23 protein-coding genes are annotated in these 23,297 nt (G+C 61.8%); 6 read left to right on the forward strand and 17 right to left on the reverse strand.

From position 1 onward, the window contains the following. Positions 1–18 precede the first annotated feature (18 nt). The 8 genes from PQU92_RS11860 to uvrC all read right to left on the reverse strand — a co-directional run bounded on the left by PQU92_RS11860 (position 19) and on the right by uvrC (position 6,992). Positions 19–864, reverse strand: coding sequence for a MotE family protein (locus PQU92_RS11860; RefSeq protein WP_272748434.1), 846 nt, complete (start codon positions 862–864; stop codon positions 19–21). A gap of 19 nt (positions 865–883) precedes the next feature. After that, positions 884–1,717: a DUF6468 domain-containing protein gene (locus PQU92_RS11865; protein WP_272748435.1), complete on the reverse strand. Its 834-nt coding sequence runs from the start codon at positions 1,715–1,717 to the stop codon at positions 884–886. Next, positions 1,717–2,892 carry a flagellar motor switch protein FliM gene (fliM, locus tag PQU92_RS11870; protein WP_272748436.1) on the reverse strand — a complete coding sequence of 392 codons (1,176 nt, stop codon included), beginning with the start codon at positions 2,890–2,892 and terminating at the stop codon, positions 1,717–1,719. The genes PQU92_RS11865 and fliM overlap by 1 nt, the downstream gene beginning before the upstream one ends. A 40-nt stretch (positions 2,893–2,932) precedes the next feature. Then, positions 2,933–3,577, reverse strand: a complete 645-nt coding sequence (locus tag PQU92_RS11875) for a flagellar basal body-associated FliL family protein (RefSeq protein ID WP_272748437.1) — start codon at positions 3,575–3,577, stop codon at positions 2,933–2,935. A gap of 269 nt (positions 3,578–3,846) precedes the next feature. Beyond that, a complete protein-coding gene (gene pgsA, locus PQU92_RS11880) occupies positions 3,847–4,476 on the reverse strand; it encodes a CDP-diacylglycerol--glycerol-3-phosphate 3-phosphatidyltransferase (RefSeq protein ID WP_272748438.1) in 630 nt (209 codons plus the stop codon). A 110-nt stretch (positions 4,477–4,586) separates the two neighbouring features. Further along, the gene (gene brnA, locus PQU92_RS11885; RefSeq protein WP_272748439.1) at positions 4,587–4,802 is read right to left on the reverse strand and encodes a type II toxin-antitoxin system BrnA family antitoxin; all 216 of its coding nucleotides are present in this window, start codon (positions 4,800–4,802) and stop codon (positions 4,587–4,589) included. Then, on the reverse strand, positions 4,789–5,052 hold the full coding sequence (locus PQU92_RS11890; RefSeq protein ID WP_272748440.1) for a BrnT family toxin: 264 nt from the start codon (positions 5,050–5,052) through the stop codon (positions 4,789–4,791). Before PQU92_RS11890 ends, brnA begins: the two co-directional genes overlap by 14 nt. Positions 5,053–5,093: 41 nt before the next feature. Next, on the reverse strand, positions 5,094–6,992 hold the full coding sequence (gene uvrC, locus PQU92_RS11895) for an excinuclease ABC subunit UvrC (RefSeq protein WP_438263821.1): 1,899 nt from the start codon (positions 6,990–6,992) through the stop codon (positions 5,094–5,096). Positions 6,993–7,487: 495 nt separating this feature from the next. Here uvrC and PQU92_RS11900 point away from each other — a divergent pair, with 495 nt between their 5' ends. Continuing rightward, positions 7,488–9,236, forward strand: coding sequence for a HupA family protein (locus tag PQU92_RS11900; protein WP_272748441.1), 1,749 nt, complete (start codon positions 7,488–7,490; stop codon positions 9,234–9,236). After that, positions 9,233–10,558, forward strand: a complete 1,326-nt coding sequence (locus tag PQU92_RS11905) for a surface lipoprotein assembly modifier (protein ID WP_272748442.1) — start codon at positions 9,233–9,235, stop codon at positions 10,556–10,558. The genes PQU92_RS11900 and PQU92_RS11905 overlap by 4 nt, the downstream gene beginning before the upstream one ends. Before the next feature lie 120 nt (positions 10,559–10,678). Here the strand turns inward: PQU92_RS11905 and PQU92_RS11910 are convergent, their stop codons facing one another. Beyond that, positions 10,679–11,224: a tetratricopeptide repeat protein gene (locus PQU92_RS11910; RefSeq protein ID WP_272748443.1), complete on the reverse strand. Its 546-nt coding sequence runs from the start codon at positions 11,222–11,224 to the stop codon at positions 10,679–10,681. Positions 11,225–11,353: 129 nt separating this feature from the next. On the opposite strand from PQU92_RS11910, the gene PQU92_RS11915 reads away from it, so the two are divergent. Then, the gene (locus tag PQU92_RS11915; RefSeq protein ID WP_272748444.1) at positions 11,354–12,511 is read left to right on the forward strand and encodes an acyltransferase family protein; all 1,158 of its coding nucleotides are present in this window, start codon (positions 11,354–11,356) and stop codon (positions 12,509–12,511) included. Here the strand turns inward: PQU92_RS11915 and PQU92_RS11920 are convergent. Further along, positions 12,444–12,917: an NUDIX domain-containing protein gene (locus PQU92_RS11920; RefSeq protein WP_272748445.1), complete on the reverse strand. Its 474-nt coding sequence runs from the start codon at positions 12,915–12,917 to the stop codon at positions 12,444–12,446. The two genes, PQU92_RS11915 and PQU92_RS11920, sit on opposite strands and share 68 nt — an antisense overlap. A gap of 212 nt (positions 12,918–13,129) precedes the next feature. On the opposite strand from PQU92_RS11920, the gene PQU92_RS11925 reads away from it, so the two are divergent. Then, on the forward strand, positions 13,130–13,879 hold the full coding sequence (locus PQU92_RS11925) for an SDR family oxidoreductase (RefSeq protein ID WP_272748446.1): 750 nt from the start codon (positions 13,130–13,132) through the stop codon (positions 13,877–13,879). Between the two features lie 186 nt (positions 13,880–14,065). Here PQU92_RS11925 and PQU92_RS11930 read toward each other — a convergent pair whose 3' ends face one another. After that, on the reverse strand, positions 14,066–15,091 hold the full coding sequence (locus tag PQU92_RS11930) for a polyprenyl synthetase family protein (protein ID WP_272748554.1): 1,026 nt from the start codon (positions 15,089–15,091) through the stop codon (positions 14,066–14,068). Between the two features lie 124 nt (positions 15,092–15,215). Here PQU92_RS11930 and PQU92_RS11935 point away from each other — a divergent pair, with 124 nt between their 5' ends. Further along, on the forward strand, positions 15,216–16,076 hold the full coding sequence (locus PQU92_RS11935) for a tRNA1(Val) (adenine(37)-N6)-methyltransferase (RefSeq protein WP_272748447.1): 861 nt from the start codon (positions 15,216–15,218) through the stop codon (positions 16,074–16,076). Here PQU92_RS11935 and PQU92_RS11940 read toward each other — a convergent pair whose 3' ends face one another. The 6 genes from PQU92_RS11940 to PQU92_RS11965 all read right to left on the reverse strand — a co-directional run bounded on the left by PQU92_RS11940 (position 16,077) and on the right by PQU92_RS11965 (position 22,491). Beyond that, positions 16,077–16,442, reverse strand: a complete 366-nt coding sequence (locus PQU92_RS11940) for a DUF5615 family PIN-like protein (protein ID WP_272748448.1) — start codon at positions 16,440–16,442, stop codon at positions 16,077–16,079. It lies immediately after the preceding gene. Continuing rightward, on the reverse strand, positions 16,439–16,669 hold the full coding sequence (locus tag PQU92_RS11945; RefSeq protein ID WP_272748449.1) for a DUF433 domain-containing protein: 231 nt from the start codon (positions 16,667–16,669) through the stop codon (positions 16,439–16,441). Before PQU92_RS11945 ends, PQU92_RS11940 begins: the two co-directional genes overlap by 4 nt. A 208-nt stretch (positions 16,670–16,877) precedes the next feature. Beyond that, entirely contained in the window at positions 16,878–19,457 is a 2,580-nt protein-coding gene (gene clpB / locus PQU92_RS11950; RefSeq protein WP_272748450.1) for an ATP-dependent chaperone ClpB, read from the reverse strand. Positions 19,458–19,586: 129 nt separating this feature from the next. Continuing rightward, entirely contained in the window at positions 19,587–20,558 is a 972-nt protein-coding gene (locus PQU92_RS11955; protein WP_272748451.1) for an alpha/beta hydrolase, read from the reverse strand. 62 nt (positions 20,559–20,620) lie between these two features. After that, complete coding sequence (gene infC, locus PQU92_RS11960) at positions 20,621–21,142, reverse strand: translation initiation factor IF-3 (protein ID WP_272748452.1); 522 nt, start codon at positions 21,140–21,142, stop codon at positions 20,621–20,623. Between the two features lie 203 nt (positions 21,143–21,345). Beyond that, the gene (locus tag PQU92_RS11965; protein WP_272748453.1) at positions 21,346–22,491 is read right to left on the reverse strand and encodes a glycosyltransferase family 4 protein; all 1,146 of its coding nucleotides are present in this window, start codon (positions 22,489–22,491) and stop codon (positions 21,346–21,348) included. Positions 22,492–22,534: 43 nt separating this feature from the next. Between PQU92_RS11965 and PQU92_RS11970 the strand changes: the two genes are divergently transcribed. Next, complete coding sequence (locus PQU92_RS11970) at positions 22,535–23,296, forward strand: alpha/beta hydrolase family protein (RefSeq protein ID WP_272748454.1); 762 nt, start codon at positions 22,535–22,537, stop codon at positions 23,294–23,296. Position 23,297: the final 1 nt, after the last annotated feature.

Raw genomic sequence — 23,297 nt, forward strand, 5'->3', positions numbered from 1 at the left:
GTAACAGGAATTAAGATTTTACTTCTTCGGCGGGGTTTGCGTATTCGCGGCGGGCTTGGGCGCGTTCGCCGCCTGATTGGCCGCACCGGGGGCCGTGGCCTTGTCCAGCTTGTTTTGCAGGTCGTCGGCCTTCTTCATGCGCTGCGCCAGCTTTTCTGTCAGGTCGCGCGCCTTGTCGGGCGTCATCTGAGCCAGAACGGCGGCCAGATTGCGCTCCTTCATCTTCGAGGCAATTGGCAGGCGCACATCGTCTTTCAGTGTCTCGAACACCTTGGCGGCGTCCTTCGGCTTCATCGATTCGTAGACCTTGACCATGCGCAGGACGTCCTGGTCGCCGGTCTTGCTGGCCTCATCGAGCAGCCCCTGCACCTGACCTTTCAGGTCGGTCAGTTGCTTGATGCGCCCGTCGAGCTTGGCCTCGGCCGTCGCGATCAGTTGCTCCTGCGTGGCGATCTGCTTTTCGCGCGCATCCAGTTCGGCACGGCGTTGAGCGAGGCTTTGCAGAACTTGCAATTCCGACGGCGACATCCCGGCCTGCTTGGCCAGATCCTCGACCGAGGTGGCGCAGACGGGGGCCGCCTTCGCCGCGGCGGGCGAGGCCATGTCGAGGATGCTCAGGGCGTCGTCGCCCGAAGCCGAACCGGCGTCGGCGGCCTCTTCCGTGGCACCTTCGTCACCGGCGGGCTTGGGGTCTGCCTTGGCGTCTTTCTTGGGTTCGGGTTTGGCCTTTTCCGCGCCTTCGGCCCAGGCCGTGGCCGATTTCAGAAAGGCGGGCATGGCCTCGATCGAGCCTACGGCGCGCACGGCGATAACGCCGCCCACGGCGACGGCGATCAGCGGCAAAAGGCGAAGATTATAGGCCATAAAACTCTAACTACTCGAATTAACGCAAGCGCCGGAACAGCGGGCGCGGCGGGGTCGGATCGGCGTCCTCGGCCTTACCGCCGAACAGTTCGTCGTCGAGCACGGACGGCTGACGGCTGCGGGGGCTGGCGGGGCGCGGTGCGGGCTCCGGCTTGCGTTCTGGCAAATCGTCACGCGCGGATGGGCGCGACGAACCGGTCCCCTCAGGATCGGCGAAGGCCCTCAACATTTCGTTAATAGCTTGCAGCCCGAATTCGGAAACCTGTTCCTCATCACGCTTCGGCGCCGATTCCCGACGCGAAAGCCTGTCGTTCAGATCGCGCAACCGCCGCGAATCGGGCAGCGGCAGGTCGTCGTCCTCGATCTCATCGTCGAAGGCCGGACGGCGGTTCCCGGCATAGGTTTGCCGCGCCTCAGCCCCCCGAACGCGGGACCATTCTTCGCGCTGTTGGGCCTCACGCTGTTGCGTTTCGCGTTGTTGGGTCTGCACCCGCAGCGGTGGCTCTTCGACAACCTCCACAGGCTCGACCCGTGCGGTGGCAATCCCGCTTTCCAGATCGCGCTGCGCCCGTTCGGCGCGGTTGATCTGGCTTTCCAGCTTGTTGAGCAGGTCGCGTGCCGCCATGATCCGCCCGTGCAGCAGCTCCTGCGACTCTTCGGCATTGTGGTGCAGTTCGCGCAAGGACGCATGCGCCTTGATCGCCGCCTGATCCAGCTCGCCCACCGCCTTGATGAAGCTTTCCTGTCCGTTGCGCAGGTTTTTCAACCGACCGTTCAGGCGCACGCCGAACCACAGGGCGGCCAGCAGCAGCCCCATCAGCACGACATCCATGATCAGACCGGCAGCGGTCATTATTTCTTCTTGAACTGGGTCAATCGACGCTTGGTGGACGCCGCCAGGGGCTGATCGACCCGGACGGCGATATTGTGGCCCTTGCGCCCCATCCTTCCTTGCGTCAGCGGAATATTCCCGCAACGCAGCTGGACCGGAGAATCAGCATTGGCATTGAGCACGATGGTCTCACCCACCTTCAAGTTCAAGACCTGAGACAGCGGCAATTGCTGTTCGTCGAGCACGGCGCGCACTTCCATCTGAGTCGTCCACAGTTCCGTGGCCAGGTGGCTTTCCCAGATATTATCGCGGCCGAACTTTTCACCCATGAACTGCTGAAGCAGCATCTTGCGGATCGGCTCCAGCGTCGCATAGGGCAGCAGCAGCTCGACGCGCCCCCCGCGGTCTTCCATGTCGATGCGCAGCTTGACCAGAATCGCCGCATTGGCCGGACGTGCGATGGCGGCGAAGCGCGGATTGGTCTCAAGGCGGTCGAGGTTGAAATTGACCGGCGTCAGGGGCTCGAACGCCATCTTGGCGTCGTTGAGCACGACCTCGACCATCCGCTGCACCAGCACGCGCTCGATCGTTGTATAGGGGCGGCCTTCGATACGCAGGGCTGCCGTGCCGCGACGCCCGCCCAGCAGCACGTCGACGATCGAATAGATCAGGTTGGAATCGACCGTCAGCAGGCCGTAATTATCCAGTTCCTCGGCACGAAACACCGCCAGAATCGCCGGCAGCGGGATCGAGTTCAGATAGTCGCCGAAACGGATCGAGGAAATATTGTCGAGCGACACTTCGACGTTGTCCGACGTAAAGTTCCGCAGAGACGTCGTCATCAGGCGCACAAGGCGGTCGAAGACGATTTCGAGCATCGGCAGACGCTCGTAAGAGACCATTGCCGAATTGATGATCGCCCGGATGCCCGAGCGCTCGTTATATTCGTCTTCGGAAAGGTCGAAGCCCAGCAGGCTGTCGATTTCGTCCTGATTGAGGATGCGTTCGGCGCCCGTCGGCACGGCAAAGCGCGCATCGCCGCCCCCGCCGCCGACCATGGCTTCCCATTCGGCCGCCAGATCACCCGCGCCGTCGCCCCCGCCCCCTCCGCCGCCCCCACCGGTCGAGGCCTCGGCCTCGGCGGCAAGTTCGGCCTCCCACTGGGCCATCATAGCTTCCTGATCGACGTCAGCCATATACTCGTTTACTCACTCAGTGGGGTTGAATAGAACCGGATCAGGTGATCAGCATTTCCTCGATCAGCACCGCATTGATCTTGTGCGGAGCCAGAACGAGGTTGACGCGGCGCAGGATTTCCAGACGCAGCTGGTAATTGCCCTGCGAACCCGCAACGTCCTCTGGACGCAGTTCACGCAGGAAACCCTGAAGCACGTCGTCGATGCGCGGCAGACTTTCGGTCAGAAGTTCGACCGTTTCATGGTCGGCGACCTCGAAGGTCAGTTTCAGCTTGAGATAGGTCGCCTTGCCGGTCGTGCTCTGGATATTGGACAGGGTGTCCGGCAGGGTGAAATAGGTGATACCGTCCGGGCCTTCGGCGATCACCGGCTGGGTCTTGGGGTCGACCTTTTCGCCGCCGCCGCCATGACCGCCCTTCTCTTCCTTCTTCTTGCCGTGGCCGTCGTCTTTTTTCTTTTCGCCGTGGCCGTCCTTGGCCTCTTCGCCGTGCGCACCGGCCTCGGCGGCGGGTTTGGGCTTGAGGAACAGGAAATAGGCCGCGGCCCCGCCGCCGCCCAGCACCAGAACCCCCGCCGCGATGGCGATGATCAGGATCGGCGGGCCTTTTTTCTTCGGGGCTTCGCCTTCCGCACCTTCGGCGGGCGGGGCTTCGGCTTCCTTTGCGGGTTTTTCTTTCTTGGCCATTATGCCGGGTACACTCGATCAGGCGTGGCATGGCCACAGACGTAAGGGATGCCGCATCCTCACAAACTATGGTTAATGAAGTGTTGGGATTTGGCCGCCGCCGTTAACCTTTCGCCAGATTCGCGAACCGACGCGACCAAAATTAAATCTTTCGCGCGCACCCAAGCAAAAAGCCTTCAATTTGGATGAGATGGCAGGAGCCTAGAGCCGCAGGTACATAAGTACCTGCAAGCGACGGCGACGAACCAGATCGCCAAATTGAAGGCTTTTTAGAGTTGGTGCTTGGTGCCGATGAAGTATGCCGCTCCGGTCCATACGGAAATCACCGCCGCCAGCCACAGGGCGATATAGGCACCGACAAAGAAGGGGTCGTACCAGAGCGGCATAAGGTCCGTCAGCTTGAAGGCGGCCCAGCTTTCGGTGAGCAGAAGCGCCCCCAGCGCCACCATCTGGAGCGTCGTCTTCCACTTGGACAACAGGGTCACTGGCAGGGATATGCCGCGTCCGGCGACCGATTCGCGCAGCGACGATACGGCAAATTCGCGGAACAGGATGATCGCGCCCGGCAGGACGAAAATCGGGTCGCCCTTGTGCATGGCGAACAGGCCCAGAATGGTGCCGCAGACGAGAATCTTGTCGGCGATAGGGTCGAGGATGGAGCCCCACTTCGAAACGGCATTGAGCCGGCGCGCCAGATAGCCGTCGAGAAAATCGGTCGACGCCGCAATGACAAACAGTGCGAAGGCCCAGCGCTGAAGACCGAAGATCATGTCGGGCATGACCGAAATCAACGGGACCGCGTCACCTGAAACCGCCATGAGCAGAAACATGACAATGCCCAGCAGCAGACGCAGGCTGGTTAGTATGTTGGGTATCGGGTTGACGTTCTCGCTGGTCATGACGGATCGCTCCTTAAGGCACGCCCCGTTCGAGGCTGCGCCTGTTTGGCACTTTTACCGCCAAATCTCAAAGGCAAAATGCGTTTATCCCATAAAGGGAAGATGTCGTCTTAGCCCAACCGCTCGGCGATCCACAGCTTGATGAGCGATTGCCGCGTAACACCCAGACGCTGCGCCTGCCGGTCGAGGCCTTCCACGACCCAAGCCGGAAAATCGACATTAACCCGGCGCGATTCCAGATTGGGACGCCGTGCCGCCGACCAGTCGATCTGAGCGTCGATGTCGTCACCGTCATCGAATTTTGTGTCGAATTCATGCGCCTTCATAATAGTTTATCTCCTGTTTGCGGGCGCGCCGCACCGAAATGATCCGAATGACTTCACCGCGCCGTGCGCATACCGCCGACCAGTGTTTGCCAGTGATTTTCCCAATCACCAGAAACCGTGGCTCGTCACTGGTCAGGGCGGGGGCTTCGACATAGCGCTCATCAAGCCACAAAGCTTGCGCTGCATCGAAATCGATACCGTGCTTGATCAGATTGGCCGTGCTCTTGGCCGGATCATATTCGAATGACATGGGTTATTTTAGCATAAAAACTATACCATTTTCAACTCAGGTTACCCATGAAAGAAGTCGTATATGCGCTGAGCCAGCGCCTCGTTGATACCCTCGACCTTGCGCAGGTCCTCGATCTGCGCCTTGCCGACCTCGCGGCCTGAGCCGAACGCGGCCAGCAAAGCCCGCTTCTTGCGCGGGCCGATGCCTTCGATTTCGTCGAGCGGGTTCTTGGTGATCGCCGCGTCGCGCTTTTGCCGGTTGGCGCCGATGGCGTAGCGGTGGGCCTCGTCGCGCAGGCGTTGCAGATAATAAAGCACCGGCGACTTCGGCTCCATCATGAAGGGCGCGCGTCCCGGCATGAAAAAACGCTCCATCCCCGCGTCGCGGTCCGGCCCCTTGGCCACACCGACGATCTTTATATCTTCCATGCCCAGCTCGCGCATGACCTCCAGCACGGCGTCAAGCTGCCCCTGCCCGCCGTCGACCAGCACCAGATCGGGCCGCCCGAAACCCTCTTCGTCGGTGGCGGTATCCGAGCGATTCTTCAACCGCAGGAACCGGCGGCGAAACACCTCGCGCATCATGGCGTAGTCGTCGCCACTATTGATCTTGTCGAGGTCCTTGATGGTGAACTTGCGGTACTGGCCCTTCATGAAGCCGTCAGGCCCGGCCACAACCATGCCGCCGACGGCATGGGTGCCGCCTAGGTGCGAGTTGTCATAGACCTCGATGCGCTCCGGCGGCGCGGGCAGCTCGAAGATATCCGCCACACCTTTGAGCAGCCGGGTCTGGGCCGAATGCTCGGCCATGCGCCGCCCCAAGGCCGACCTGGCATTATTGAGGGCGTGGGCCACGACATCGGCCTTTTCGCCGCGCTTGGGCGTATGGATCTCGACCTTGCGGTCGGCGCGCAGGGATAACGCCTCCATCATCAGGTCGGGCTCCGACAACGGGTGCGACACGAGGATCAGCTTCGGCACCGGGCGGTCCTGATAGAACTGCCCCAGAAACGCGTCGAGGATTTCGCCCTCACCGCTGTCGGCTTCCTCACCGCTATCGGGCACGCGCGGGAAATAGGCGCGGTCGCCCCAGTTCTGGCCCGCCCGGTAGAACACCGCCTGGACGCAGGCCGAGCCACCCTCCGAGACCACGGCGAAGACGTCAGCCTCGGCTTCGCCCAGCCCGATCGAGGACGACATGGTGATATGGTTGAGCGCGCGCACCCGATCGCGCAGGAAAGCGGCCTTTTCGAAATCCATATCGTCCGAAGCGCGCATCATCTGCTGCGTCAGATCGTCGATAACGACACGCGAGCGGCCCCGGAGGAAGTCCTGCGCCTGCCCGACCAGCCCGTTATAGTCCTCAAGGCCGATTACCCCGGTGCACGGCGCGGAACAGCGGCGGATCTGGTGCAGCATGCACGGCCGGGTGCGCGCGGCATAGACGCTGTCGGTGCAGGTCCTCAGCAGAAACGCCCGTTGCAGCGTATCGAGCGTGCGGTTGACCGCCTGAGTCGAGGCGAACGGTCCGTAATATTCGCCCTTGATCGAATGGGCACCGCGGTGCTTAGTGATCTGCGCCGCCTCGTGGTCCTTGCGCACCAGAATCTCGGCAAAGGACTTGTCGTCGCGCAAAAGCACATTGTACCGCGGCTTGAGCGCCTTGATCAGGCGCGCCTCCAAAAGCAGGGCCTCGCCCTCGGTGCGGGTGCGCACAATGACCATCGACCGCGTCAGATAGACCATCCGTGCGATGCGCTGGGCGTGCACGCGGCCCTGCGCATATTGCAGGATGCGTTTTTTCAGCGACTTGGCCTTGCCGACATAGAGCACCTCGTCGTTTTCGCCGATCATGCGATAGACGCCGGGCTTGTCCTCGGCCAGCCGCGCCTCACGCAGGATCAGGGCCGCGCCGGTCAGTATCGCTTCCGTATCCGGTATGGGCTGGTCTTCTGTCAACGAGTCAGGCCTCAATGTACACTTTATGTTCGCATAAATGCCCTTAGCCGTGTCACGATACAAGCCGCCCTACAGTAAAAATTACGCGCCGAGAGTCATTTCATATTCAAAATATTTCGCACATATAAATTGTAAGTCGCTTTTCCATATGCCATTTAGAGCTGTTTTCCGGCGGTCTGGGTAGATCGCCTGCGTAGAGGGGGCGGGGGAATGAAATCCAGAACATATTTGCTGGCGACGGCCATGCTGATGGTCGGCGCAAGTTTGTCTGCCTGCGGCGGCGGAGGTGGAGGCGGTGGCGGTGACGTCTATACGCCTCTGCCATCCCCACCACCGCCTCCACCTCCACCTCCACCTCCACCTCCACCTCCACCTCCACCACCACCTCCTCCTCCGCCGCCAGCGGGTATCGGTAGCAACGACTGTGCGACCAAACCCGCTGCTATTGCCTGCTTAGGCACGCCTCTGACTCTGACTGGGGCGACGGCCTTCACGGTGAACGCCCTGGCATCGGCATTCAAGGCCGATGATCTCAATGCAAACGCGACAATTACGATGACCGCGGGCAGCGCCGGGACAGCCGGCGACGAGACCTATCGCGTCCTCTATAAGCTCAACGGCCAGACCTACGATTTCGAGGTCGGCGGCGCAGGGGAATCGATCACGGTTTTCGGCTTTCCCACCAAACGCCTGAGCTGCCTCAACCCGGTCAACTGCCCGGCGACGGTAAACCTTATCTACGCCACTACGTCGGAATCCGGCAGCCTGGATTACGTCCTGCCCTATATGCTGTCGAACACCATGACGCAGATATATGGGATCGCCGGTCGCGAGACGGGCGTTTTCAGCCCAGCCATGCAGACGGGTACAGCCCTGTATGCCGGGACGGCCTTCGGTACCTATGGCACGCCGACCAGCGGCGGCACCGCTCAGGGTCGTCTGCGCATGGATGTCAATTTCGGAACCGGCGTTCTGGAAGGCGGCATCGTCGATTTCGTGACGTCGTCTTCGACGCCGATCGTGCTCGATTTCCTGTTTACGGGGTCGCTGAACAACAGCAATGGCAGGTTCACCGGCTCGGCGCTAGCCCGTCAGTCGGGCAGCGCGCTGGTCGGCAATGTCTACGGCAGTTTCTATGGTCCTTCCGGGCAAAAGCCGGACGAGGTCGGGCTCAGCTATTACCTGACCTCGGCGACCTATCAGCTGACCCTCACGGGCGTTGCCGTCGGCGGAGCTGCCAGCGCAGCGGCACCCCTGCCGCCACCGCCACCGACGGCAACGCCGCCCGTGTCACCTCCGCCTCCGCCACCACCACCGCCGTCTCCGCCGCCACCGCCACTGCCTGGCACACCCGTTCCAGGTTCCGACGCTACCTGCGCCAAGTCGAAGTGCCTGACCGGGAAGACCTATTTCAACGGCCCCTCGACCCTGATTCAGGTGCGCAACGCCAATCCGGGTTCGGCGACGCCTATTGCGGGAACGCGTATCGACAACCTCTCAAACATGGTCCACGTCATGATCGATCCGGGCAGCAGCGCCTCGGAATCCGACGACGTCTACAGTGTGCGCTACATGATCGGCGGCAACAGCTATGAGCGCAATTTCAGCGTTCTGGTGCCGGTGACCAATGTGCTGGGGACGCTGAAAGTTGCGCTTCTGGCCGACGGATCGACCGATAGCTTTTTCCTCGTCGACCTCGACTCCGCACTAGCGGGGGCGGCGGACTACGTGCAACTGGCGGCATTCAGTCGCGAAGTCGGCAGCACCGGCGCGGAACTCGGCTTCATAACCTTCGGTCGCCTGACCGACGCCAAGGACATGCCCACCACCGGCAGCGCTACCTATGTCGGTCAGACTCGCGGCATCTATGTCACCACCACCGGCGAGGTGTTCGATACAGCCAGCGCCATCGACATGACGGCAAATTTCGGCACCGGCAAGGTCACCGGCCTGGCCTCGAACTTCAAATTAATGAACGGCAGCGGGAATCTGGTCACGCGACCGGAAAAGCTCGACTTTCTCTATTCAGCCGACATTAACAGCGGTACGGCAACCTTCAGCGGCACGGCCTTCAGTGCCTTTCCAGGTAGCGCCGGCGGGCTGGGAATCACCGGTCAGGTCGAGGGCGCGTTCTTCGGCCCGAAGGATAAGCCACCAGCAGCAGCGGGACTGACTTACAAGCTGGGGGTGCCGGTCACCGGTTCGTTCATGTCTGGCGGCGCGGTGCTGGGTCCCAAGCCTTGAGGTCAGAATATTTCGGCATTGCGCTCGCCTTGGTGGCGGGCGTAGCGGCCATACCGGTCGAGGCACAGACAACACAGACCTCGTCGGCGGTCGCGTCTGCCGACGAAAAGGCTTTTGCCGACGAACTGATGCGGCGGTTGCGGGCAAACGACTATGCCGGTGCGCTCGACTGGCTCGATGCGCGCCCCGATATCGCCGCCCGGCCAGAAGGTCAGAAGCTTCGCATTCAGTTGTTGATGTTTCTCGACCGCGACCGTGAAGCTCAGGCCTTAAGCGAAGCCTATCTGTCGGTGCACCCGGACGACGCCACGGCCCGCTTTCAACTCGGCGAAATCCATTTTCGCGCCCGCCAGGATCAGCCCGCGGCCTTCGCCTACCGGTTGGCTGTCGCGGGCGATCTCGACGAAACCCGGCGTCAGGCGGCATTGGCGCGGCTGACGCAGATCGACGGGCGCAAACGGTGGCGGTTCTGGGTCGGCGGCTCGGTCGCACCAGACTCCAATCTCAACTCCGCGACCGATGCCACGCGTGTCGACCTGTTCGGCCTGCCCTTCGCCCTGAGCGACGATGCTCGCCGGCGCAGCGGCGTATCGGTCAATGCCTTTGGCGGCGTCGATCGCACCGTGCAACTGTCGCCCACCCTTGCCGTGCGTCTGAGCGCCATCGGAAGCCTGACCGACGTGCCGGGTGAGGAGTCAGATCTTCAATACCTATCCCTGCGCGCCGGTCCGCAATGGCGACTGGGCCCCACAACCACGGTGTCGGTTCAGGTCAAACAGAGTCGCCGCTGGTACGGCGGCGCCGTTTGGGAAGATGCTCAGGGCTTCGGCCTGGAAGGCGACACTTACGGCAATAACACCCGCTGGACCGGAGCGTTCAACGCCGAAGGTATCGATGCTAAGGTTAATCCCGCACGCAACGGTCGCCTGTTCAGTATCGAAGGGGCCCGTACGCGGTATCTCGGCACCTCGTCTCTTTGGCGGCTGGGTGCCGTTGCCGTCCGACGCGAGGCCGAATCGTCGACGGAAGCCTACACGCAGGGGCACATCAGTCTCGGACGCCTGTTTCAGGGTCCGCATGCGACGTTCATCTACGCCGAGGCATCGACCGGCCTGCGTCGCTATGACGTCGCAGCCATCGCCTTCGGCACGCGGCGCGAAGATCGCGAAGCCTCGCTCGAATTGCGCCTATCTAAGCGCGACTGGTTTATCTGGGGCGCGCATCCGTTCGTGTCGATGTCCACGTCGCGCAATCGGTCCACCATCAACATCTATACCTACGACCGGACGCGTATGGAGTTCGGTTTCACACGCGAATTTTAGCCACGGCTCGTTCGTAATATTTGCCCGTAATATTGGGTTGTCACAATTTTGTTGGCCCACGGCCACGAATGACCTGCACAGAGCCAGCATCCAGTCGATATAGTGGCTGGGCGACCGTCTTTACCGGCTATCTTTCCTTAAGCTTGCAGCCCTGCGCCAATCCCTCACCGCACCGATCATATCGCCGGTCAGGGCACGCGCCCAGCCCCGGTCCAAAACGGTGCGCGCGAAATCCGGCTCAAGCTCTATGGCGCGCGTAAAGGCCGCGACCGCCGAGGGAAACCGCCAAGCCTCACCAAGGGCATAGGCCAGACACCGCCACAGGGGCGCATCCTCCGGCTCAAAACGCAGGGCCTCACGGAACATCTCCGCCGCCTCCGCCGGGCGTTTGCGCAGCGAGAGAAACTGACCGAAGGCATAGAACGGCAGAGAATCGTCAGCCCCCTCGGCCAGACCAGCCCGGTAATGCTGCTCGGCCTCGGCAAAACGGTCACGGGCAAACAAGGCCTGCGCCCGATTGTGCAGGGCATAGCGATTGCGCGGGTCGCGGATCAGGTGCGCCTCGGTCGCCGCCAGCACGTCGTCCCAACCCAGGTCGTCGTCGATAAAGGCGAAAAAATAGGTCTGGCCGAGCCGTTCGGCATTGGAAGGCGTATCGATATCCATGCCACAGTCTAACCGCTTTCACCGCGCCTGTAACGTTCCGTTGTCACAATTTTGTTGGCCCACGGTCACGAATGACCTATGGGAGACGAACCTCCCTCCACCCGGTTCTCATAAAAAGTGTCGCGTTCCATGCCGGACTCCGCCGTCCCCGTTGCTGCCAAATCCGGTGAAATCCGCGCCCTGACGGGTCTGCGCGGCGTGGCGGCGCTCTATGTCGTGCTCTATCACGCCACCGGCTATTTCCGCTTCCCCGAGCCGTGGCAGCATTACATCAAGCACGGCTATGTCTCGGTCGACCTGTTCTTCGTCCTGTCGGGTTTCGTCATGGCCATGACCTATGGTCGGATGTTCGAGGGCAAGTTCGAAGCGAAGGCGTTCGGCAGGTTCATCCTCCTGCGCGTCGCGCGCGTCTGGCCGCTGTTCGCCCTGATGACGGTGATCACCGCCCTGCTGATCCCGACGGTTCTGGGGACGCGCTACTATTTCGAAGACCTCGGCCACGCGATCCTGCCCAATCTGACCATGACTCAGGCCTGGGGGCTGGCCAATTCCATCGTCCGCCCGTCGTGGTCGATTTCGACCGAATGGGCGGCCTATCTGCTGTTTCCGCTGATGGTCATGGCCGCGCTCAAGCCCACATGGCAAAAGGCCCTGCTGGCCGCCGCCGGGGCCGCCGCCCTGCTGGCGCTGGTCGCTTACGGGCCGCTGTGGTTCGGGCAAGGTCCGCGCCGCACCGGCCCGCTCGATATCGCCGCCTCCTATGCGTCCGGCACCATGCTGCGCTGCCTGCTGAGCTTCTTCATCGGCATGGTTGCCTTCCGTTTCCGCGCCCTCATCCCGTCGCGCGCCGCTCTGCTGATCCTCGGCCTGTCGCTTGTGCTTCTGGCGTGGCGTCCGTCGGACCTGATCCTTGTCGGCCTATTCGCCCTGCTGGTGATGGCCCTGTCAACCGACGAAGGCCCGGTCGCCAAGGCTTTGGGCAGCGGCGTCGCCTACTGGCTCGGCCTGTGGTCCTACGCGATCTATCTGATCCACGATGTCGTGCTGTTCGGCATCTATCGCACGCTGCCGAAGTTCGGTCTGGCCCTGCCGGGCGAGCGCGTCCACTGGCTGTGGGCCTCGATCGCGGTGACGATCGCCCTGTCGGCGCTGGCGCACCACGGGTTTGAAAAACCGTCGCGCAACTGGCTGCGTGCCGTGATCGGGCGGAAAAAGGCCCCTACCACAAAGGATCTGGGGGAAACCCTTGGGTCACTTCCTGTATCCGCCGCAGAGACCCCCCGTTGATATTGTCGGGCAAGGCGTCGAAGTCGAAAAAGGCGGCGTTCTTGATTTCCCCGTGCGACGTGAGTTCGCCCTTTTCGAAGCGGTCGATGCGATAGATCAGCACGTGGTCGCCCGGAAAAAAGCGCTCGTTCGAATGGATCGAGATCAGTTTCGGCGGCTCAAGCACCGTGATACCGGCCTCTTCGCGCAGTTCGCGCATCACCGCATCACCGGTGGTTTCCATGGCATCCACGCCGCCACCGGGCAGCCACCAGCCTTCGAGATAGGTGTGTTCGACCAGAAGCACCCGCGCATTGTCTTCGATGACCATACCGCGCACCCCCAGCGTCTTGCCGCGCGTCATGCGCGAATGCGCAAAGAACAGAGGCCGCGTATAGGGCTCGACAAGGCGTTTCCAGTCTTCCATGTCTTTAGAATGAACGCTGCGCCGCCATTTCTCAAGTCACAGTTGTCGTGCGCACGATTTTAATCCGGCAGCGCCTCTTGAGTTGCGATCCGCACAGGGTTAAGCACGTAAGACAGATTTATTCTCGGAGCGCTTTTCCATGCTGGCCATCGCAATCATGCTGGGTTTCCTCGGCGTCGTCGCCCTGATCAACTTTATCGACTTCGGCCGCATTGACTAAAACGGCGCTCGTTACGGGTGCGGCCAAGCGTATCGGCCGCGCCGTCGCCTTTGCTCTGGCGCGTCAGGGCTACGCTATCGGCGTGCATTACGGTACGTCGGACGCCGCCGCATACGACCTGGTGCGCGAACTCCGGGCGCTGGGCGTGCGCGCCGAAGCCCTGCAAGCCGACCTGTCCGAACCTGACAGCGTTAAATCCCTCGTTCCCGCCGCCGTCAGCGCGTTTGGGTCCCTGAGCCTGCTCGTCAACAATGCGTCGGTGTTTTTCGATGACCGGCTGGGCTCGATGACCGTCGCGTGCTGGGATAAGCACATGCGGACCAACCTGCTGGCCCCGGTGCTGCTGGCGCAGGCCTTTGCCGCGCAAGGCGATGTTCCCGATGGGGCGGCCGTCATCAATCTGATCGATCAACGGGTATTGAAGCCCTCGCCGCCGTTCTTTTCCTATGGATTGTCCAAGGCCGGCCTGTGGCACGCCACGCGGACTCTGGCGCAGGAACTGGCGCCGCGCATCCGCGTCAATGCCGTCGGCCCCGGCCCGACCCTGCCGTCGATCCACCAAAGCGCCGAAGCGTTCGAGCTTGAGGCCGCCTCGACCCTGCTGCAAACGCGCGTGACGCCGGACGAGATCGCCGACGCCGTGGTCTATCTGGCGCAGGCGCGCTCGGTCACGGGGCAGATGATCTGCGTCGATTCCGGCCAGCATCTGGGCTGGCAAACCCCGGATATGGAAGGGCTTTAAACATACCTCCCCGGCTATGCCGAGGAGGGGGACCGCACGAGATCGCGAAGCGATTGAGATGTGGTGGTGGGGGTTCTTGCTTTCTTAAAACCGAGTTTGTTGAAACTCAGAAAGACACCCCACCACCATTTGCTCCGCAAATGGTCCCCCTCCCCGCGCAAGCGCAGGGAGGTAGATTTTGTTGGCTTACTTCGTGCGTTCGACGCTGTAATCGGCCAGAGCTTCCAGCGCCGCTTTCCACTCGCTGGCCCCGAATACCTTCAAGGCATCCTTAGCCTTGCGGGCATAGACCTTCGCGCGATCGATCGTCTGGGCCATGGCACCGGACTCGATCATCAGAGCCTGCGCACGGGCGAAATCGCCCTCCTGCTGCTGACGCAAGCTTACCGTGCGGTGCCAGAAGTCTTTTTCCGCCTCGCCCGTCGCGGCGATGGCGAGGATCAGCGGCAAGGTCGCCTTACCTTCCGCGAAGTCGTCACCGGCGTTCTTGCCCAGCGATGCTGCCGTGCCGCCGTAATCGAGCGCATCGTCCTGAATCTGGAAGGCCAGGCCGAGGTTCATGCCGTAATCGCGCAAGGCTTTCTGCTTCTCAACTGAAGCCCCCGCCGCCACCGCGCCGCTCTCGGACGCCGCCGCAAACAAGGCCGCCGTCTTGGCCGAAATGATGTCGATATAGATGGCTTCCGACAGGCCGACATCGTAGGCCTTCATCAATTGCAGCACCTCGCCCTCGGCGATGACGCCCGCGGCTTTCGACAGGATTCCCAGCGCCTGAAGCGAGTCGGTTTCGACCATCAGTTCAAACGCCCGGGCGAACAGGAAGTCGCCGACCAGTACCGAGGACGGCGCGCCCCAGATCAGGTGGGCGGCGACCTTGCCGCGGCGCAACTGGCTGGAATCGACCACGTCATCGTGCAGAAGCGTGGCGGTGTGGATGAACTCGACGGCGGCGGACAGCTTGTGATGGTGCGCATTGGTCGTCCCGGCGATGCGCGCCGCCGCCACACAAAGCAGCGGGCGCAAACGTTTGCCGCCGGCGCTGATCAGGTGCTCGGCCAGCGCCGGAATGATCGAGACGTCGCTTTGCATCCGTTCGGTGATGGTGGCGTTGACCGAGGCCATATCCGCTTCGCACAGGCGCACGAGCGCGTTGACGTCTGCTTTAGAAGACGTTTCTGCATAACGGGTTTTTTCGATATTGGCCGTATCCAAGGCTACCTGCTCCGGCGGTACAAACACATGATTTCCCCACTTAAACCCGCTTTTCGCCTTAGTCCATGCCCGCGTTAAGACTTTGTGGTATATCGCGGTAAAAGTTGCCGTTACATCACCCTCTATGCACAGCCTTACTCCCCCTCCCTTCCCCGAAGTCGTCGAAACCACCCTGCTGGGCGGTCGCGTCCGGCTGCATCAGCCCGCCAAAGGCTACCGCATCGGCATGGATGGCGCACTATTGGCGGCGGGCGCGGCGGGGATCATCGCAGAAAAAAAATCACGCGAAAGAAATGAGGCACCATACTCCAACAGGGCCCAAGCGGGCCCCGGCGACACTTCGCCGCCCTCGCGGAGGCCTGAGCGTAGCGAAGTAGCCGTGAGCGTATTAGAACTGGGCTGTGGCGTCGGCGGGGTGTTTTTGTCGCTGGCGGCGCGTTGCCCGCAGGTGATGGCCACAGGCATCGAGCGCGACGCGCCGACCTTTGCCCTGACCGAAACCAATATCGCGGCCAACGGCGGCGGACACAGCGCCATCAATGGCGATATTGGCAGGGGATACAAAAGCTTCGACCTGCCGCGCTTCGATATGGTTCTGAGCAACCCGCCCTATTTCGACGATCCCGACACCCTCCGCGCGCCGCATGAACTGAAACGCCCGGCGTGGATCGCCGACGACGGCCTGGCCGCGTGGCTCGACTTCGCGCAGGCGGCAGTGAAGGACGGCGGCGAGATCGTCTTCGTCCACCGCGCCGACCGGCTGGGGGATATCCTTAGCGGTTTGAACAAATGCGGTTCGTTTATCATCCGCCCGATCCAGCCGTTTATCGATAAGGACGCCAAGCGCGTCCTTATCCGCGCCAAACGGTTGGGCAAGGCCCCGTTGCGGCTCCTGCCACCGCTGATCCTGCACGACGACGGCGAGCGCAAACACACACCAGAGGTCGAAACGATCCTGCGCGGGGATGCGGTTTTGGGTTGGTGATTAGGTAAGCGGTAAAAGGCGCAACCGTGAACGTTGTGTATCTATGGTCAACAACGCGCCAGCTTCCAAATCCAATTGCACTTGTCGAATCGCATCGATAACCGCTGCGCCAATGACCTCCGGACTGACATTGTCAGCGCGGATTTGCACGACACTCGGCTTGAGACCCTTGGTCGCCGCCAGTATAGCGCTGAAATCAAGATCATGCGTCAGGACTACAAGATTATGCCCGTGAGCATATTCCATGAGTTCAGTATCTGGTGCATCCATCGCACCTAACTGCGACCAGTGTGACGCTTCATGACCAGCAGCCTGTAGCACAGCGCACCAACGTGGCGTCAGGTTCATATCGATGAGAAACTTCATGCGCGGATCAGGTCGATCTCTCGCTCTTCGGAACGCCACGCCGCGTAAAGCAAGGCTTCCATAACATCTTCGCGTTCAAGGTAAGGATAATCTGTCAGGATTTCGTCCACCGATCGACCCGCACCAATCTGCCCGACCAGCGTACCAACGGTCACTCGCAAACCCCGAATACAGGCTTTACCGCCCATGACATCAGGCTTGAATGTGATACGTGACAAGGCGGGCATAACAAACTCCTATTGGAACAAACTATACCATCTCGGAATAAAATATTCCATCTTGGATTACGGAATACCATTTCGGAATAAACAACCCCGCCGCGTAAACCGCGACGGGGCCATTTGCTCCAACTAACGGGTGCAGGGTCCGCGACCCTGCATTTTTGTTTGTCGCGCAATTGAGTCCAAAAACCGCTGCGCACTTTTTGGATTGCGCTTAGTTCACCGTCGGGCGACCGATCAGCAGATGATCACCGTCGAAGCCCACGCTGATCACGTCGCCGTCGCCGAACTCGCCATTGAGGATGCGTTTAGCGATAGCGTCGACCAGTTGCTTCTGGATCACCCGCTTCAAAGGCCGCGCGCCGTAGGCCGGTTCGTAGCCCAGTTCGGCCAGATGGTTCAGCGCCGCGTCGTCGATGGCCAGCGTCATCTCCCGGTCGCGCAGCAGCTTTTCCAGACCCTTGAGCTGGATACGGACGATATTGCCCATATTGGCCCGGCCGAGGCGCTGGAAGAGGATGGTCTCGTCGATCCGGTTGAGGAATTCCGGGCGGAAGTGGCGCTTGACCTCGTCCATGACCAGCGGGCGGACCTGTTCGATATCGGTGCCGTCCTCCATATTGACGAGGTACTGCGAGCCGAGGTTCGAGGTCATGACGATCAGGGTGTTGCGGAAATCAACCACACGCCCCTGCCCGTCGGTCAGCCGCCCGTCGTCCAGCACCTGCAAGAGGATGTTGAACACGTCCGGGTGCGCCTTTTCGACCTCGTCGAACAGGACGACCTGATAGGGCCTGCGGCGCACAGCCTCGGTCAGGGCGCCGCCTTCGTCGTAACCGACATAGCCCGGCGGGGCGCCGATCATGCGCGAAACGGCGTGCTTTTCCATATATTCGGACATGTCGAGGCGGGTGATCGCCGCTTCGTCGTCGAAGAGGAACTCCGCCAGCGCCTTGTTGAGCTCGGTCTTGCCGACGCCCGTCGGGCCCAGGAACAGGAACGAGCCGATCGGACGGTTGGGGTCTTTCAGCCCCGCCCGCGCCCGCCGCACGGCGTCGGAGACCGCGACCAGCGCCTCGTCTTGCCCGACCACGCGCTTGCGCAGTTCGTCTTCCATGCGCAGCAGCTTGTCGCGTTCGCCTTCGAGCATCTTGTCGACCGGGATGCCGGTCCAGCGCGACACGACCTGCGCGATCTGCGACGCGTCGACGACCTCAGGGGTCAAAGGTGCCGCTTCCGACTTGGTTTCGGCCTCGGCGACCTGCTTTTCAAGCTGCGGGATCTGGCCATAGAGGATTTCCGACGCCCGTTGCAGGTCGCCATTGCGCTGCGCCGCCGCCAGTTCGATACGGGCGCGGTCCAGCGCTTCACGGGCGCGCGAGGCGGCCCCGACCTTGTCCTTTTCGGCCTTCCAGCGCGCGGTCAGTTCGGCAGATTTGCCCTCCAAGTCTTCCAGTTCGTCGGTCAGCTTTTCCAGCCGCGTCCGCGACCCGGCGTCGGTTTCCTTTTGCAGGGCCTCGCGCTCGATCTTCAACTGCACGATGCGGCGGTCGAATTCATCGAGTTCCTCCGGCTTGGAATCGACCGCCATGCGCACGCGCGAACCGGCCTCATCGATCAGGTCGATGGCCTTGTCCGGCAGGAAGCGGTCGGCGATGTAGCGGTTGCTCAGCGTCGCCGCCGAGACGATGGCGCTGTCGGAAATCTTGACGCCGTGGTGCAGTTCGTACTTTTCCTTCAGCCCGCGCAGGATCGAGATGGTGTCCTCGACGGTCGGTTCCTGCACGAAGACCGGCTGGAACCGCCGGGCCAGAGCCGGATCCTTTTCGACGTGCTTCTGGTACTCATCCAGCGTGGTCGCGCCGACGCAGTGCAGTTCACCGCGCGCCAGGGCGGGCTTGAGCAGGTTCGAGGCATCCATCGCGCCGTCGGACTTACCGGCACCGACCAGGGTGTGCATCTCGTCGATGAACAGGACGATCTGGCCTTCGGCCTGAGTCACTTCGTTGAGAACGGCCTTCAGGCGCTCTTCGAACTCGCCGCGGTATTTCGCCCCGGCGATCAGCGCGCCCATGTCGAGCGACAGGAGCTTCTTGTCCTTGAGGCTTTCGGGCACGTCGCCATTGATGATGCGTTGCGCCAAACCTTCGACGATGGCGGTCTTCCCCACACCCGGTTCGCCGATCAGGACGGGGTTGTTCTTGGTGCGGCGGGCCAGCACCTGAATCGTGCGGCGGATTTCTTCGTCGCGACCGATGACCGGGTCGATCTTGCCATCGAGCGCGTCCTGAGTGAGATCGCGGGCATAGCGGTTCAGCGCGTCGAAGCCATTTTCGGCATTGGCCGAATTGGCGGGCTTGCCCTTGCGGAACTCCTTTTGCGCGTCCTTGAGTTGCCCCAGCGACGTCCCCGCCGCCTTGAGCAGGTTCGCCCCGTCGCTGTTGTTCAGCGCCGCGACCAGCAAACGGTCGGCGGTCACGAAGGCATCGCCGCCCTTATTGGCGTCGTTTTCGGCCTCGGTGAACAGTTTGGCCGTGTCGTTATGCAGATAGAGTTGCGTATTGCCGCCGGTCACCGACGGCAGTTTGGCCAGCGCTGCATCGACTGCGCCGATAAAGGCTTCAGGTCGACCACCGGCGCGTTCCAGCAACGGACGCGCGACGGACTCACGGTCCTCGGTGAGCGCTTTCAAGATATGCAGCGGGGTGAAATACTGATGGTTGCGGCTCTGGGCGATGGCCTGAGCGCTCTGGATAAGCTTTTGAGTTTTCTCGGAGTATTTTTCGATATTCATGGCTTTGGGCTCCCCATTTCGGCGGATGAATTCGAGTGGCCCTTGCTCAGAAGCAGCCTCTCATGCTCATCGATATGGTGTGATTATTGCGCCACACAAGAGGCCCTGCCATGGGAATTTTGCCGCAGGTTACGCGCCGATCTTCACCTTGTATTGCGCCATCAAAAACGCTGCCGTGCGCTCGATGGTGGGTGTGAACCACGGCTCGACCAGCCAGAACGGGTGCGGTGTACCGGCGGGCATGTCGATGATCTCCGACACGATACCGAGTGCATTCAGCCGCGCCTTCATCTCCGGACGGCCGGGCAGGACCGGCGTCGGACGGTTGGAATTGATGAACAGGGTCGGCGCGCTCTGCCGACCGACATAGGTCAGGGGTGAGGCCGCGAACCACGTTTCGCGCCGCGTCGAATAGTTGCCGCCCAGATAGCGCGAGGTCGCCCCCAGCCGCTCCTCTTCACGCTTGATCAGCACCGCATCCGGAAAAGACGCCGCGCCGTCGATATCGACTACAGCATCAATACGGCTATCGCCGGGTGCATCGTCGAACGCCGTCACACCGTTGCTGGCCCCCAGAAACGCCGCCAGATGCCCGCCAGCCGAACCACCGGCGATAGCGACGAAGCGGGAGTCGATATCATATTCCGCCGCATGGGCGCGGACCCAGCGCACCGCGGCCTTGAGGTCGAGGACATTGCCGGGAAAACGTCCGCCCTCGCCCAGACGATAGCTGACCGGGATGGCGACGAACCCCAGCGCGGCCATGCGTTTGCAAAAACTGCGTTCCATCTGGCGTGACCCGGACTCCCAGCCGCCGCCGTGGACCATCAGAACCGCCGGGCAGGCCCCGGCCTTGGCCGGACGATAGATATCGAGCGCCAGCTTTTCGCTGCCCCGCGTCAGATAGACCACGTCTTCCTGCGCCGTGATCGTCCGCGTTGGCGGCAGGTCCGGGGCGCGCACATTGGGAAAGTCTTTGCTCTGCTGGCTGATTACGCCTTCGACGGTGAACGGCGACGATCCCGATACCGGGGTTTGCGCCGCCGCGGCCTTGGCCACGACCATACCGGCGGCCCCCATGAGAAGGGTTCGTCTGTCCATTTGTTTCTCCTGATATGCAAAAAGGCTCCGGTTGAACCCGGAGCCTCGTTATTTTGTAAAGCTTACTTCGGCGCCAGGATCATGATCATCTGGCGACCTTCCATCCGGGGCTCGTATTCCACCTTGGTGGTTTCCTCGAAATCGGTCTTGACCTGATTGAGCAGCTTCATGCCCAGTTCCGGGTGCGCCATTTCACGGCCGCGGAAGCGGAGCGTCACCTTGACCTTGTCGCCTTCTTCGAAGAAGCGCGTCATGGCCTTGGCCTTCACTTCGTAATCGTGCTTGTCGATATTCGGACGAAGCTTGATTTCCTTGATTTCGACGACCTTCTGCTTCTTGCGCGCTTCGGCCTTCTTCTTCTGCTCCTGGAAGCGGAACTTACCGTAGTCGAGAATCTTGCAGACCGGCGGGTCGGCGGTCGGGGAGACTTCGACCAGATCAAGACCGGCTTCTTCGGCGGCTTCAAGCGCGGCGGAGGTCGGCATGATGCCTTGTTTCTCACCGTTCTGATCGATCAGGAGGACGCGGGGCACCTTGATGTCCTGATTGATACGGGGGCCGTCTTTAGCGGGCGGGGCTTGCATTGGGCGACGAATAGCAAAGTCTCCATGGACTGTTGATGGGGTTTGGACTCATGTCCGAATTTGGGGCCTAATTATAGGAAGGGCACGGGGGTGATCAATCCCCTTTGTCGCAACCGCGATTTTAATTTTGGTCTGTTGTAAGCGCATCCCAAAAAGTGGGCACCGGTTTTTGGATCAGATGCGCGTCCAGAATAGGCTACCGGCTATATAAGCAACGACCTGTAAACCGCAAGAGTGGCTTCGCACATGGCCTCTAAGCTGAAGTGTTCGCGCACGCGTACCTGACCGGCAGCGCCCATTTCGGCGCGGACGTCGGGCGTGGTCAGGGTCGCGGCCTTCATCGCATCGGCCCAGGCCAGTTTGTCGCCCGGTGCGATCAGCCACCCGCTCACGCCGTCTTCGACCGTTTCGACTGTCGCACCGTGTTTCGCCGCCAGCACGGGCTTGCCCATGGCCTGCGGCTCGACCGCCGTGCGTCCGAAGGCCTCCGGCTCCAGCGACGGGGCCAGCGCGAAGTCGCACAGGGCATAGGCGGCAGGCATATCGGAGCAATGGCCAGCCAGCGCAACCTGATCACCGAGCCAATGGGTTAAAATCCGTGCCTTAAGTTCAGTGGTGTACTCGGCTCGCCCCTGATCATCCCCCGCCAGAATGAGTTGAACCCGGTTATCGGCCAGTTGCGCCAGAGCCTCGATGACCAGCGCCTGCCCCTTCCAGCGCGTCAGGCGACCCGCCAGCAGAAACCGCGTCCGGCCATCGGTTCGATCGATCCCCCATGCCTTGGCCAGCTTGTCGAGGCGCGCTTCATCGACCGCTGCCGGATCGAATTTGCTGAGATCGACGCCGCGCGGAATAGCGATGACCTTGGTCGGATCGACGTCGTAGGTTTTGAGAATATGATCGCGCGTGTAGTTGGAATTGGCGATGGTGATGTCCGCCGTCGTCATCCGTCCGTTGTACCAGCGCTTGGCCGCCGACCCGGCATTATAGATGCCGTGATAGGTGGTCACGGTCTTCACCCCCAGCGCCTTCGCCGCAGGCAACGCCGACAGCGCCGGGGCCCGCGACCGTACATGGACGATATCGGCTTTTTCCTGCTTGATCAGGGCCTTGAGCGCGAAATAGTTCTTCCACTGCACATAGGGGTTCTTCGAATGGACCGGCAGGCGATGCACCACCGCCCCGATCGATTTGAGATACCCTTCCAGCCGCCCGCCTTTCGAGACGACGACGGCCCGCCCTCCGGCCTCGATCACCGCGCGGGCAATATCGACCACGGTCTGCTCCACCCCGCCGGTGTCGAGTTCCGGCACGACTTGCAGCACGGTGTAGGGAAAGGCGTTCGGCATCGGGACTTGTTCGCAGGCAACAGCAGGATTATGGCTTATGCGCATGACCGATAGCGCAAATCAAGACACTCAACTGTTTCTCACCGGCTCCGACGGCACCGAAATCGCCTTCCGCCACGTCGCGGGTGACGGCCCCACCGTCGTGTGGCTGGGCGGCTTCAAATCCGACATGACCGGTTCGAAGGCGCAGGCTCTCGCCGATGCCGCCCGCACCGATGGCTGGGATTTCCTGCGTTTCGACTACGCCGCGCACGGCGCCAGTTCAGGCACATGGGAGGACGCCCGCGTCGGTCAGTGGCGTCAGAACGTGCTGGACGTGGTGGATAGCCTGACCACCGAACCGCTGGTGATCGTCGGCTCCAGCATGGGCGGCTGGATGGCCTCGCTGCTGATCCGCGACCGGCCAGACCGCGTCAAGGCCGCCGTGTTCATCGCCCCGGCCCCCGATTTCGCCACCGAACTGATGCTGCCGTCGCTGTCGCCCGAAGACCGCCGTGCGCTGGAGGTGTCCGGCTTTTTCCACCTGCGCGGCTATGATTACGACGTGCCGATGTCGCAGGCCTTTTTCGACGAGGCGCGCGACCATCTGGTACTCGATAAGCCCCTGCCCTTCGACGGCCCGGTGCACATCCTGCACGGCCTGAACGACGAGGTCGTACCGTGGCAACACGGCGTGCGACTGGCGCAGCATATTTCCGCGAAGGACGTCACGATGACCCTGATCAAGGGCGGCGACCACCGGCTGTCGAGCACGGCGGACCTGACGCGACTGGTCGAGACAGTACGCGGCCTTGCCAAATCGTAAA

Source organism: Asticcacaulis aquaticus, assembly GCF_028550415.1.
GTDB lineage: Bacteria > Pseudomonadota > Alphaproteobacteria > Caulobacterales > Caulobacteraceae > Asticcacaulis > Asticcacaulis aquaticus.

What these genes read in the sequence shown, in the direction of transcription:
- PQU92_RS11860 (WP_272748434.1), bottom strand. Translation starts at nt 864, where the DNA reads ATGGCCTATAATCTTCGCCTTTTGCCGCTGATCGCCGTCGCCGTGGGC.
- PQU92_RS11865 (WP_272748435.1), bottom strand. Translation starts at nt 1,717, where the DNA reads ATGACCGCTGCCGGTCTGATCATGGATGTCGTGCTGATGGGGCTGCTG.
- fliM (WP_272748436.1), bottom strand. Translation starts at nt 2,892, where the DNA reads ATGGCTGACGTCGATCAGGAAGCTATGATGGCCCAGTGGGAGGCCGAA.
- PQU92_RS11875 (WP_272748437.1), bottom strand. Translation starts at nt 3,577, where the DNA reads ATGGCCAAGAAAGAAAAACCCGCAAAGGAAGCCGAAGCCCCGCCCGCC.
- pgsA (WP_272748438.1), bottom strand. Translation starts at nt 4,476, where the DNA reads ATGACCAGCGAGAACGTCAACCCGATACCCAACATACTAACCAGCCTG.
- brnA (WP_272748439.1), bottom strand. Translation starts at nt 4,802, where the DNA reads ATGAAGGCGCATGAATTCGACACAAAATTCGATGACGGTGACGACATC.
- PQU92_RS11890 (WP_272748440.1), bottom strand. Translation starts at nt 5,052, where the DNA reads ATGTCATTCGAATATGATCCGGCCAAGAGCACGGCCAATCTGATCAAG.
- PQU92_RS11910 (WP_272748443.1), bottom strand. Translation starts at nt 11,224, where the DNA reads ATGGATATCGATACGCCTTCCAATGCCGAACGGCTCGGCCAGACCTAT.
- PQU92_RS11915 (WP_272748444.1), top strand. Translation starts at nt 11,354, where the DNA reads ATGCCGGACTCCGCCGTCCCCGTTGCTGCCAAATCCGGTGAAATCCGC.
- PQU92_RS11920 (WP_272748445.1), bottom strand. Translation starts at nt 12,917, where the DNA reads ATGGAAGACTGGAAACGCCTTGTCGAGCCCTATACGCGGCCTCTGTTC.
- PQU92_RS11935 (WP_272748447.1), top strand. Translation starts at nt 15,216, where the DNA reads ATGCACAGCCTTACTCCCCCTCCCTTCCCCGAAGTCGTCGAAACCACC.
- PQU92_RS11940 (WP_272748448.1), bottom strand. Translation starts at nt 16,442, where the DNA reads ATGAAGTTTCTCATCGATATGAACCTGACGCCACGTTGGTGCGCTGTG.
- PQU92_RS11945 (WP_272748449.1), bottom strand. Translation starts at nt 16,669, where the DNA reads ATGCCCGCCTTGTCACGTATCACATTCAAGCCTGATGTCATGGGCGGT.
- clpB (WP_272748450.1), bottom strand. Translation starts at nt 19,457, where the DNA reads ATGAATATCGAAAAATACTCCGAGAAAACTCAAAAGCTTATCCAGAGC.
- PQU92_RS11955 (WP_272748451.1), bottom strand. Translation starts at nt 20,558, where the DNA reads ATGGACAGACGAACCCTTCTCATGGGGGCCGCCGGTATGGTCGTGGCC.
- infC (WP_272748452.1), bottom strand. Translation starts at nt 21,142, where the DNA reads ATGCAAGCCCCGCCCGCTAAAGACGGCCCCCGTATCAATCAGGACATC.
- PQU92_RS11965 (WP_272748453.1), bottom strand. Translation starts at nt 22,491, where the DNA reads ATGCCGAACGCCTTTCCCTACACCGTGCTGCAAGTCGTGCCGGAACTC.
- PQU92_RS11970 (WP_272748454.1), top strand. Translation starts at nt 22,535, where the DNA reads ATGACCGATAGCGCAAATCAAGACACTCAACTGTTTCTCACCGGCTCC.